General features: G+C 39.9%; 12 protein-coding genes. 1 reads left to right on the forward strand and 11 read right to left on the reverse strand.

What is annotated here, in order from left to right; all coding sequences use genetic code 11:
* Positions 1-728 precede the first annotated feature (728 nt).
* Positions 729-1,736, forward strand: a complete 1,008-nt coding sequence (locus DI53_RS17400; protein ID WP_037502859.1) for a PDDEXK nuclease domain-containing protein — start codon at positions 729-731, stop codon at positions 1,734-1,736.
* Between the two features lie 236 nt (positions 1,737-1,972).
* Here the strand turns inward: DI53_RS17400 and DI53_RS17405 are convergent, their stop codons facing one another.
* From DI53_RS17405 to DI53_RS17455, 11 genes are all read right to left on the reverse strand, one after another.
* Complete coding sequence (locus DI53_RS17405) at positions 1,973-2,509, reverse strand: hypothetical protein (protein WP_131555347.1); 537 nt, start codon at positions 2,507-2,509, stop codon at positions 1,973-1,975.
* Between the two features lie 10 nt (positions 2,510-2,519).
* Entirely contained in the window at positions 2,520-3,002 is a 483-nt protein-coding gene (locus DI53_RS17410; RefSeq protein ID WP_131555349.1) for an FEKKY domain-containing protein, read from the reverse strand.
* Positions 2,969-4,165: a hypothetical protein gene (locus DI53_RS17415; RefSeq protein WP_037502864.1), complete on the reverse strand. Its 1,197-nt coding sequence runs from the start codon at positions 4,163-4,165 to the stop codon at positions 2,969-2,971. Before DI53_RS17415 ends, DI53_RS17410 begins: the two co-directional genes overlap by 34 nt.
* Before the next feature lie 12 nt (positions 4,166-4,177).
* A complete protein-coding gene (locus DI53_RS17420; protein ID WP_037502866.1) occupies positions 4,178-5,260 on the reverse strand; it encodes a DUF1266 domain-containing protein in 1,083 nt (360 codons plus the stop codon).
* Between the two features lie 146 nt (positions 5,261-5,406).
* Positions 5,407-6,123 (reverse strand): hypothetical protein, encoded by a 717-nt coding sequence (locus DI53_RS17425; protein ID WP_052072532.1) that lies wholly within the window; start codon positions 6,121-6,123, stop codon positions 5,407-5,409.
* 23 nt (positions 6,124-6,146) lie between these two features.
* Entirely contained in the window at positions 6,147-7,307 is a 1,161-nt protein-coding gene (locus tag DI53_RS17430; RefSeq protein WP_052072533.1) for an ankyrin repeat domain-containing protein, read from the reverse strand.
* A gap of 10 nt (positions 7,308-7,317) precedes the next feature.
* On the reverse strand, positions 7,318-8,508 hold the full coding sequence (locus DI53_RS17435) for an ankyrin repeat domain-containing protein (protein ID WP_037502868.1): 1,191 nt from the start codon (positions 8,506-8,508) through the stop codon (positions 7,318-7,320).
* 47 nt (positions 8,509-8,555) lie between these two features.
* On the reverse strand, positions 8,556-9,218 hold the full coding sequence (locus DI53_RS17440) for a suppressor of fused domain protein (RefSeq protein WP_241462465.1): 663 nt from the start codon (positions 9,216-9,218) through the stop codon (positions 8,556-8,558).
* 169 nt (positions 9,219-9,387) lie between these two features.
* On the reverse strand, positions 9,388-11,385 hold the full coding sequence (locus DI53_RS19765; protein WP_081939494.1) for a DUF1963 domain-containing protein: 1,998 nt from the start codon (positions 11,383-11,385) through the stop codon (positions 9,388-9,390).
* Positions 11,386-11,402: 17 nt separating this feature from the next.
* Entirely contained in the window at positions 11,403-11,846 is a 444-nt protein-coding gene (locus tag DI53_RS17450) for a hypothetical protein (RefSeq protein ID WP_037502872.1), read from the reverse strand.
* Positions 11,847-11,862: 16 nt separating this feature from the next.
* Positions 11,863-12,276, reverse strand: coding sequence for a hypothetical protein (locus DI53_RS17455; protein WP_037502874.1), 414 nt, complete (start codon positions 12,274-12,276; stop codon positions 11,863-11,865).
* Positions 12,277-12,646: the final 370 nt, after the last annotated feature.

Genomic DNA, 12,646 nt, shown 5'->3' on the forward strand with positions numbered 1-12,646 from the left:
CGAACAGAAGGGTTGGCCTGGGTTCGAACATGGCGCAGCTCGTTGCAGCTACGCCTGCGGGCATTGTGGGATGCAACATATCCAAGCGGGATCACCTCTTGGGACAAGTTCAAAAATAGTAAACATGTCCCTTTTTTATTTCCTTATAATCTACTGGTATTCTGATAGATATACGTTGACTTCAAAATCATCTTCGGGCTACGATGTTGTATCTCATAAAATCCACCGAAATTTGGGGAACATCGAACCTGTTTTAATTGCTCTTCTGTAATACTATTGTTTATCAATTATTTAATGAATTTTGTCACAAGTAGGTATACTATTTTGAGATGTAGAATACAATGCAAAAGTGATGATACAATCAATTTGTCTATCGTTTGTTTTGTTTAAGAATAAGAAATAAGTCGATAGAATTATCTGTGCATTAAAAATGAAAAGCTTTCAATGCATTAATCACTCCGCTTTTAGAGTTGTCTTTCGAGTAAGACATAGATAATATCGTAGATATAATATAACAGACCACAGAGATGGAAATTTTGGATTAGTGTTTAATGGTGAATTGGCACTAATTCCCTCCTTTTGTATCAAATGCTCTAAATCGGGGCATTCTAGATGCGCTCCATTTGCTTTCGACAATTTGCAAAACGGCCGCTTTGATCTGCCTGGAATTGGCTTTAAAGGTGGATTTCGTGTCAAAATGTTTAAGTTTGTTAGTTTAAGATACGGCTATGGAATTTTCAAACTCAAAATACGAACAACTGCTCGACAATATCGGAGTTACCATTGAGCAGGCGAGACAGAATGCCATTAAGTTTGTAAATACTGAATTGGTGAAAGCTAATTGGGAAATTGGCAGGCACATTGTAAAATATGAACAGCACGGGAAGGAACGGGCAGAGTACGGAAGCGACTTATTATCAAATCTTTCAAAAGACCTTAAACAACGGTATGGCAAAGGATTTGGCAGGCGGAACATCTTAGATATGCGACGTTTTTACCTCATGTACCAAAAATGGCAGGCAGTGCCTGCCAAATTGAGCTGGACACATTTTGTTACCTTATTGGGGGTATCGGACGATACAGCGAGGAAGTTTTATGAAAAACAGGCTGTACTGGAAAATTGGGGATACAGGGAACTTGAAAGACAAATAAATTCATCCCTGTTTGAGCGCCTCGCTTTGAGCAAAGACAAAAAGGGCATATTGCAACTTGCAGAAAAAGGGCATATCGTTACCGACCCCACCGAAGCAATAAAAGACCCGTATGTTCTGGACTTTCTTAAAATACCACAGAGCTACCGTATGACGGAAAAGGCACTCGAACAAAAGATTATTGATAATCTACAGTTGTTCCTGCTCGAATTAGGAAAGGGCTTTGCTTTTATTGGCAGGCAATATAAAATATCTATCCGCAACCGTCATTTTTACATTGACCTTGTTTTTTACCATCGTATTCTGAAATGTTTTGTTCTCATTGACTTGAAAATAAAACAGGTTGAACACAATGACATAGGGCAGATGAACCTCTATCTAAACTATTTTCGCACAGAAGAAAATGTCGAAGATGACAATGAACCTATTGGCATTATCCTCTCAGCTGAAAAGGACGAGGTGTTGGTGGAATATGCAACAGGAGGCATTTCCAATAAAATATTTGTTTCCCAGTACCAGCTTTATCTGCCAGACAAGAAAGAATTACAAAACAAGGTAAAAGAGATATTGCTAAAAAATCTGTAAAACTTGATTATGGCTCTACCACGGCACTGTTACTGTTGTTCAATTGCCCTAAATCTTTAGGCAACGGGTTCGAGTTCCGTATATTCCATTTAGCGCCATACCATATTGTAAAATTACGGACGGTTGTTGCGGGAGCAACTTGATGCGGACTTTGTGCTATAACTTAGGTCTGCAGCGACAAAAAGCATAGCGCCAATAGGTATTTCATTTGCATAGTTTACATCTCTTTTGTCCGGTTATAAGTCAGGGCATCTATAGATCCTGTCAATATCTGACGACCTCGTGATTTTCTTTAATTCATACCTGAGGTCATCGCTATCGATCATGAAATTTACCGGGTAAGTTGTTTCACCGTCTTTTATTTGTTTAATCAGATAGTCCTTATCGAAATATTGCCTACTCTCCTCTTGCATGTCTCTATTGGCTTGGTTATCAAAATATTGTATGCTCTCGTACGAAAATATCAACTCACCGTTTGCGTAATAGTATTCATAGCTCCATGACAAGGCTGCCTTATCGCCATCACCTTCACCCATGTCGACTATCTTTTGTATTTCATGATCCTTATAAAAAATCGTGATGCTGGCTTTATTCACCCCACACTTATTCTCATACCAAAAACGCTTCGTTTCGAGCTGCAGTGTTGCCGCATTTATTTTCTTTACTGCTTTCGCGATTTCATCGAGTTTGCTTTGAGTAGGCTGCGCATATAATGCCGAGCCAAACATCGATAGAAAAATTATTAACAGCATTGTTATTTTAAAAATTTTCATTGTACTTAGGTTATTGCACCACGATTGCGTCTATACTATCAAGTTTACCTTTAAGCATTGACCAACAACCCTTGCCATATTTTCGTTCCAATTCTTCCATCATCAATTTGTTATGCTGTTTGATGCCAACTTCAATTTCAGTACTTATTTCGCACCCGCCTGCAACCAGTTCGAAGCCATAGCTTTTGGCCAGCTGTTGCTTTTTATAAAAATTTGGGGACAGCTCACCAAGCTGAATGATGCTAATCTTATTTGCTTGTAAGAGCTCTTTTGCGGTAAAATAGTTTTGCGGTGCAAAGATTCCAAGAGAAAAACGAAAAACCAAGTAGGTACCTGATGCAAGTATGAGCAGGCAAATTACAACCCCTATACATCTAAGGTTCTTTATGTTTAGTTTTCGCATAAATAACAGTTCGATTTGTTTCAAACGCCGGAAAAGCAAGCCTGATAAACCAGTCTTTATTTTCCTTCTTCCTTTGCTTTTTGTTTCCAATACCGGAGTTCTCTGGCAACGTCCATATCCAACTTAACACCCGGCATTTCTTCGCTCCAGCGCTCATTTGTTTCTTGTAATCCATTAACTATCCATTGCGACAAAGATGTCTTTACTTCCTCCATAAAAAACGGCTGCCCGTAGTGAAATACAGCATGCGTATCTTCGTGCACTAAAAAAGTATACCTGGAATCACCCAAATCTCCCCAATAACCTTGTACATAATAATATGGGAAACCGGGTTTGGGCCGTGCAGTAATTTCAAAATGCAGCCGTTCTTTCTTATATTCAACACTTAAAATATCTATTATATTTGTATACCCGATAGCTTTGATGTTGTTAAGACTATCTAAAATACTTTGCTCTTTGGCGGTGTAGCTGAAAGGATACGGCAGATAGCCATTTTCATTCTCCAATAGGATATGGTAATCCTTATCCCCTTTAGCAATGTTGTAATGCTTTATAATTTCGCCCTTAACATTGATATATGCTATATTCGAAGTATCGTTGAGGGGACGGTGATCCATATAGCCGGGAAGCTGTACTTGCTCCCACCGACCGCGGTATACTTTGGCATAACCGTAATTGAAAGGCTCTGCATATTCCCAATTTGCAGTTGTTATTTTGTTACCAACACCATCAATGTATCCAAGTTTGCCTTTCTCTACATATAATCCATAACCTTCGGCGAAGGGCTGTGGAGTGATGATATAATAGCCTGTGTATTGTCGGGCAGCATAGCCGGCTATGTAGTATAAAAACTTTCCCTTTCTACTGTAAACTTCTCCGGCAGGTATACGTGGACCTTCCATAGCAGCCTTCGATCCTATCGATAGGCCAAAAAATTGGATTACCGGTCCTGTTATTGGCTTTTCAAAATCGTAGCGGGCTTCAGGTATCAAGCTGTCATTATTAGTATAGAAAACCCGTCGTTTATAGTTGTTGTTGGTGCGACCAAAGTATAAAAAGTTAATGTCAGCATTATTCAAACTTGGATGTTCCGCAGGAATTATAATATCGCCGAGACCGTTTTTCACACCGACATAGGTAGTATCGGCATTCGGAAAATAATACAACGCTGTAGGATCTCTACGCTCGCCACAGCTCAAAAAGAAAATTAAGCTGATAATAAGAGAATGGATGTATGTTGTCCTATACTTCATTGGGTCAATCGGTTATTGATCGTTGCCGGGTTGAAAGCCTTTTATAACATTGTGCTGTATTCTGCGTGTTTCAAAGGCTACAAATGTGGCGCAGGCGTTTTGCATTACTTCAGGCAAAATGCTGGCGTCGTTAATTCGCCAACTTATGTTTTTAATAGGCCAATTGCAATCTTCGCTATACGCTTTGTGGCCCTTCAGTTTTTGGTTACTGAGGCTAAAATCGTTACTCCAGTAAGCGTGTCCCAGTCTAAAATTGTCGTAATAATCGTCCATGTTTTTGAAAAGCGCATGGATATATTCCGATGACTGGAGGATATTTTTCCAAGCCGTTTGTTCTGTAATAAGTCCTGCCATAAAAGAAGTGCGAGAAAGTTCTATAATGCGGTTTAAATCAAAACCCCAAAACAGCTGCGGCGGGATACCATCTTTTTCCTCCCAGCAATTTAACACATAGTTTTGCGGCAACTGACTAAGCTCGGAGATCCGCGCCACCATTCTTTTGCGAGCACCCACTTCCATCAATGTTTTGTCGGCAGCAAATAGCTGGCTATGCATGCCGTTAAAAAGCCGGTCAATGGTGTCATTATAGGAAACTTCAGAGAGTACGCCCCAACTTTGGTCGTTGCCCGTGAGCCGCTCTTCTTTTGTTGTGACCAAAAAGGTTTTGTAATTGCTGGGCTTTGCCCCACGTGCTTCGCAAGGCCAGTATTCAAGTGTTTCGATCCACTCGCCAAACTGATATCCATCAGGAGCATCGAGCTGTAAGGCTTCTCGTTTCTGTTGTGGTAACCATGTGGCTCCATACGTCTGGTAATATTTTTTTTGCTCGGCGACTCTCCGTCCTGTTATCTTTTGAATACAAAATTTGCCTATAAGCGCCCCAAAAGCTAATGCCAACGCAATGCCTAAATAATACATCCAACTTTCTAGCTTATCTATTTCTTTTAGGCGACTTAGTACAGGATAGGCTATAAGTGTAGGGACACAGGAAAGCACCAAAATTGCCCATCCTAAGGAGGCAGCATTGCCGTCTTGTGGATTATATTTTGGGCGTGCATCCTTTTCGCCGGGGTGGTTTTGGACAAATTCTTTCATGATTATATTTGAAAAGTTAAACAAAGGGAACTAACCTGTCTTAGTTTAAGTGATAAGCTCAGCAAGCTTAGCTTAAATCCCCCCTTTACTAAAGTCAAGTACAGCAGTTACAAGTGTATAAATGCTGTTGGAGGTGAACCAATTCCTTATTCGATTTTATAAAACCGTTCAAACCAATTATCAAACGGCTCTTTGTATTTCTCTTGTGCAGAAGTAATGATCTTCGCTGTGTGTTGACTTTGTTTTAATCCGAAATTTTCTTGTAGCCACCTTAGAAACTTATCAAGGTCTCTGCTTTCCTGCTGCCCCTCAGTTTTGTGAAAATAGGCTTGTTCAAGATCAACACAAATTTCCGAATCGAATGTTAGCAGCTCAAAAAGCTGCCTTAAATTCTCGGCAACAATATGTGCGCCTCCTTCATCTCCGAATACCACAATCGGCATTTCTTCAATTGATTTGGCAGTTCCATCATTCCAAATTGCATAAAACGAGCCGGTGCCATTCGCCTGCGCAAAAGGGAAAAGGTTAGCTAAAAAGGCAGGATCATCGCTCCAGCTTTTAAGCCCCAATTTATCATCAATGGTTACTGCAAAACCTCGAGAATAAAATTCAGGAGCCGAATTGTTGTTCTGGAAATTGATTAAGGATTCTAATTCTGTCGGAACTGCTGCCACACCCCAATTTTGTTTAAATTTTTTGATGTCCATATTCTTTTGTTTTGTTTCCGTATTTAATACGCCAACAGAATTGGTAGACTTTTTCTGTGTTTCTTTTGGACGTTTGCCTTCATCCCTTTGTGTTTGTTCCGAACAGCCCGATAGGATTACCGCCGTAATAGCAAAAAATAATAAAGATTTTTTCATATGTCTGTCGGGTTTAAAGTAAATTAGCCCAACAGCATTTCTACAATCTCGTTGAACCCTTTCGTCGTGGTATAATCTATTGCTTTTTGCTCTTTTGTATTGACCAAGGTACGGTCAGCGTTATTATCCAGCAGAAATTTAACTACATCTTTTTTACCGTTGGAAGTTGCATAGTGTAAGGCCGTGTTACCTGATTCGTCCTGTATATTGATTTCCGCCCCTCGCGCTATCAATAACGTTAACATACTGAGATGACCGTTTTTAGAAGCTACATGCAATAGGCTTTCGCCGGCATAACTGTAACTGTGGTTTAAACTGTATGCACTGTCTATAGATAAGTTGGTCGTGCTCTCTACCCAGTCCAAATAGCTATTCATACTATCGTTATCACCAGTAACAGGTTGGCAATAATTTACATCCACCCCGTTTTCTAAAAAAAGGCTGACTATTTCTTTTTGATTATGTGCACAAGCATACCAGATTGGAGAAAGGCCATTTTTCGACGTGATTAGTACGTCGGCTCCCTGCTGCACCAAGATGTTTATCAGCATCCTGTTTGTATCGTAACAGGCAATAAGCAATGGCGAATTACCCTCGTGGTTACTGTGGTTAACATCCGCACCATTTTCTATAAGGCACTTTATAACCGGCAGGCTCTTTGAATAAACCGCCACAATTAGCGGGCTGTTACCCATATTATCGGTCGTATTGATATCGGCGCCATTATTTACCAGTAACTGCACTACATCTTTATTACGCCAGGCAGAAGCGACCAACAATGGGGTTTCTGATGCATTGTTAGGCAGATCTATCTCAGCCCCTTGCTCTAACAGCTTTTCTAAAACCTCTTTTTGTCCGGTTCGTGCCAACAGGTGCAACAAACTATTGCCCTGTAAATCGTTTACTGTAGTTTTTGCACCATTCTCCAACAAATAAAGAGCGGTTTGTTTTTGTTTTTTTAAGCAGGCAAAATAAAATGGTGTCTCTCCGTTGTGGTCTTCGTAATCTATATCTGCGCCGGACTGTAACAGCAGTTTCGCCAAATCAAGGTATCCGTTGTGTGCAATATAATGAAGGGCGGTTCTTCCTTTTTCGTCCGTATAAGTAACATCGACTTCATTTTTTTCCAGCAAAATCTCGGCTATCTTTCTTTTACCACTCTCGCAGGCAATTATAAAAGGCATTGACATATGTTTACGCTTTATGTTTTAATAATAGTTCTACAGTTTTGGCTTTCAGGTTATCTCCCGCCGCCAAATCCATCGGCGCTTTTTCCGCATCGTTCAGTACATTTACATCGGCGCCGTTCTCTATCAGCAATTTCACTTTTTTATAAAGTTGTTTCGCACTTTCCTCATCAAAGTTCACGTCAAAGGCACAAACGGTATGCAAAAGTGTATTACCTTGATTGTCGGCCCTATTTATATCTACTACACCTGTTTCAAGGATGGCTTCCAGGACATCAGCTTTGTACTCGCAGGCCCAATCAAGCGTCGATTTCTCGTTGCCGTAATGCGGCGAAGTTTGATACACATCTGCGCCATCGGCAATTAAAGTTTTTAATAGTTCTAGATCGTACTGTTCGCCGTTTCTGCGCATTTTTATTGCACCAAGCAGTAAAGTTTCCCCATCTTTCTCTGTGATGTTAAAATCTGCAGGGGCATATTGTTTAATACTGTTATACATTTCAGGCTTACATACCTGGTGCACGACAGCTATGTAAAATGGTGTTTTGCCGTCGTTATCTTGTTGATTGGGATCTGCGCCATTTTGCAATAGCAATTCGGTGTATTGCTTTTTGTTTTTGTCGATGGCAAAATGCAAGGCGGTTTGTCCTACAATATTCTCTGTATTGACATCCAGCCCTTGCTCTATCAAAAATTCCAAGTACTGCAAGCCAAGGCTTTCTTTGATATTGTACTCTTGGATAATTTTGTGCAAAAAGTTGTACTCGTAGTTGTTTTTATAATTCACATCGCAACCAGCGTCAACCAATACGTTGATGATTTCGATGGAAGCTAAGCTGTTAAAAGCCAAGCCCAATAAGGTATTATCCTCAACGGCATCGTTTAGGTTTTCCAGTTTTGCAATGAATGTTTTCAGGAATGCTAAGTCATCGCTGTCGTTGCTTAGGGTGGCAAACAACTTCGAAAACAGTGACCCTTCCAATTTTTCGTATTCGTAAATATCTGCTTCGACAAAGCCCTGTTCAGCTAATACGAGAATCAGGTCAAACGCTCTGCTATTTATCAGTACGTTGTAAATTTGACTCTTCTCAAAATCTCCTAGACCTTTGGGTATTTTTTCGCCAGTAATGAGACGTTGCCGGGCATTTTCCAGTTTGTTTTGTCTTATTAGATTTGCTAATGTTTCCGTTGCTTCCATATTTAGTATTTCGAATGAGGGCATTTAATTGCAATCAGACTCGTATTTTACTTCCTGTCTAGGTCGGTTATTAACAGTGGATTGTCCTTTTGTAGATCAGTTATAAATTCTTTAATAGCATTTGTGTTTGGAGATTGCATCAACCGATTCACTTCGGCGTCGGTAATGCCCACGAGCTGCAAAAAGCTGACCTCTCCATGTGCTGTTTCTATTTTGCCCAGTTCAGGGTCTAAAGCGATAACAAAACCGGTAATTTCGGTCTTTGTATTTAATCGTATAGGACCGTTAGCCGGAATGAAGTGATTTTCTTCAAACCATTTTCCACTAGTGAATACATACCTTGCCAAATTATTCATCACCTGAATCGCCCAGATTGGATCTTCTTCTTGGTCATCGCTAAATGGCGTCAGCCTGAAGGTAAATTCGAAGCCCCATTTACTGAATTCCCCACCGGCTTTGGATTCATCGTAATACAATTCGCTCATTCCGTAGCTAATGATATGTCTGTGGAAGTTTTGATGGCTATTGTCGTAAACGCTAGCTCCATCAATAGGATCGGTTCCTCCGGCTACGTAATGTAGTCCGCACAGCGGCGGATAGTGGCGCGGCTCAGTATCACCATAAACTTTATACAGTTGGTTGTCGATGGCTTGCCAGCCGGGTGAATCATCGACCTTAAATTGTTGTCTGTAGTGTTCAGAATTCATCATTTTTACGTATGTTTTTATTCGCTATTACTATTTGTGTATTTATTGTACTGTCTACAAAAACGTAGTAATACAGATTGTCATTTTTTACATAAATTCGATCAAGGCGGAAATTGATGTCGTCCCGCTGAGGATTAAAAACACCTACCTATCAGTAACTTTTGAATTTCGATCAGCTGCTTTCTAAAGTGACAAAAACGTTGCTAAAATCATTTTTCATCAGGTCGCTTTTGTGAATTACAAAGAAGAGATCGCCAGCATCACCCCATTGAAAATCTCCAGAGGAACTTACTTTAAGCAAAATAATCCAATCTTCAGGATTTCCCTTTAGCTTTAGCGACGCCTGCAACTCGGGTGATTCATGTTGCGTAAAACCATAAGCATTTATGGCATGTTGATACCCCCTATCGCCAGCGCCTGTGTCTGTTATATCTTCAAACAGTCCATCTTCAAAACCTTTTTCATCTTTCATGACAGCGGCCTCACCTTTAAAAAGATATTGATTTATATCACTGGCATAAAACGAAGGGAATGATAGCTCTTTAAAAGCCTCGGCCTTACTGGCCGAGTAGCCCGCTTCATACATTTCATAGTAATCTTCTGTATACAAATTAAAGCGTTTGCCAGTCTCTAGAGACGCAATATTCTCTACATAAATTACCTTACAAGGATTATAAAGTGACCGAGTGTATATATGGTGAATGGTCTCGAGAAAAAAAAATAAAATCCCCTTTCGTGGTAAGTAATCTTGTAAGTTTGCAATGTCCTCACAATTGATCTGCGCAATAAATTCGTACGAATATTCGCGTTCGCCACCATCAATTTTTTCCATAAATGTAGGATAATTGACGTCGGCCGGAAGGTCCGGCATGCCACCAAAACGATGATTGCCTATGCTAGCATAGTCCTCATCTCCGGTTAATTTAAATGCTACGCTTCTTTTAGCTAATGAGCGTAAAGCATCTTGATAGATCGTTACATGGTTTGCATGAAAAATGCTGGACATTTGCGCGCTAAGAATTATATCGTCCATAGCATTAAAGATGGCATCGTCCCAAACGAGCAGTCCCCGACCATCGGCGCCGTTATAATCGAAATCCATCAATCTTTTCTTATCCTCAATAGATAAGGAAACGTTTTTAATGTTGTTGATTTCGCTTGGCAAGCTCTTCAACGGATTGTTTTGCAAATCAATGGAATTTAGGTTTTCCTGTTGCAATAAGCTAGCAGGAATCGTCTGTAGTTGATTACCGGACAGGTCCAAAGACTTTAATGCAGGCAGCTTTACACTTTGGGGCAATGTTTTAAGTTGTTGATTCGAAAGCATCAAACTTGTTAGACGGCTCAATTGAAACAAACTAGCTGGAACAGTTCTTAGTCGGCCATTGTTGAAATAAAACGCTTTTAAGTTGCTGAGCTGCCCTATACTTTCTGGCAATACTTCGATTTGTGTACCGTTTATAGCAATTTGTTCTAATAAATGTAGTTCACCAATCTTATCGGGCAGCGACTTTAGACCAAGTTTGTCCAACGGCCACTGGCAGGAGATAACCAGCTCTTGAAGGTTATTGAAGCTAAGCAGCCTTTCGGGAACTTCTTCAAAGTCTGGATTTTTTAGGTTTAAAAACCTTACTAACTCTGCTGGAGCTGTCAACGTTTCTTCATATGACGTAAATTTGTAATTACTCCAATTTAATGTATCAACTTCGAATTTCTTATAGATTTTAACGGTAAACACAGGCTTGCTTTCGTAGGGCGGCTTTAGATAACCCTCGTAGCCCAGCCAACCTCCTTCGAAGGTCACCGTACCAAAAAAGTCGAGACGATATTCGAAGCCCTCTTTTCGTACATAGCTATAGGTTAGCTCGCACTTGTCTTCATTGATAACAAAACCACCATTAGGCATGCCAGCACTGTACACGCCAATTCCCGGGAAGTCAATATGCACCGTCGCCACATTCCCTTCGACATCATCATCAAGCAATTTTGATTTTATCGCTCTTTTCACTTCTTGGGTTTTTGCTACAATACGTGTTTGCAGTTCATTACTCAGTGCAGAGATCTCCCATTTTGACTGATCTTCCACAATGTCAAATAAAAAGTCTCCAATCTGAAAGATTTCAATGCCATCGGCGGGTATTTTAAAAGCCTTCGTATCCGTCATTACCATAGTTGTCTTTATTGTAATTACTTTTTCTCGTAAAAAATCTCCCTCACCCTCTTCATTGCAATTCCATTTTCTTGGTAATCATATTCTTCCGTGTGTGAATGTAGGCTATCTGCATAAAGCCTAATTTTTAAAATATAATCTTCAGACTCTTGTTTCATGCGTATCTCATCTTCAACGATTACAAAGGTGTACGTATTTCTTAACGCGCCATTTCGGTAAAAACGTATTTCCGATCCATCATAAACTACGCTTCGCTCATTAACAGGGTAAGTATCTCCACTTTCGGAAACCAACGCATTGTTTTGCGCATCGTAACTTTTTTCTGTAAATCTGCTCGCCAGCCATGTGCCTTGCAGTTCTGCAATGCTAACCTGTTCCTCGACAATGTTTTTATCTTTTTTGCAACCTATTATGGAAAAACCGATAATGACAAAAACCATTATAACTTTTACATTTTTCATCTCTTTTAATTAAATGCTATCTATTTAAAATTAGGTTGAAGGTAGTCGTGGAATTACCATTTTTATATACTGACTCAAATACAAAATTTGTTTCGGTAAGCTCTTTAATGGTATACATCACTTCGTCTATCTCTATCACGGAAGCACTTGTTATCACATAAGGTTCTTCATCATCCCCCTCGAGGTTATTGAACGCAATCCCATTTGTTCTAAACTCATAGACCATACCGGGTCTGCCGGTAAGTTTTTCTGTTTTGGCGGGCTCAGGCGGATTTGTGGTGACTATCGAGCCAGATTCAAAATTCCATTTGCCCAAAATTTTAGATTTTGTAATCTCGATAGGATTATCTGCGTGTGTACTGTCTTTTTTGCAACTTACTGCGACAGCGCCCATGATTACAAGCAGGATAAACAATATTCTATGTTCCATTCTTTTGTTATTAATGTTGTTATAAATTTGATTTAGAAACGGTATTCTCGATAGTTATATTTTTTCCATCGATAACATCAAACTCACATCGTTTATACTTAGCATTAAGTGAGCACAGTCTTTTATATCGCGCTAGTTCAGCTTGTTCACTGTACCCTATGCCTCGCGATTAAGGACTCCACTTCTAATAGATAGAACTAGCATCTTCCTTCCATAACCAGTCCGTTCTTATGAAACCACTATGTACAAAGATGCTGGATGAGGCGACTTTTTTCCAAAAAATGGGCATCTACAAATGATCTACAGCTCGATAAAAACGAATATAAACCATCTACAATTTCAATCTAATGAAGCAGTGGTGCAATCTATG

This window comes from Sphingobacterium deserti (genome assembly GCF_000757725.1).
Lineage (GTDB): Bacteria > Bacteroidota > Bacteroidia > Sphingobacteriales > Sphingobacteriaceae > Sphingobacterium > Sphingobacterium deserti.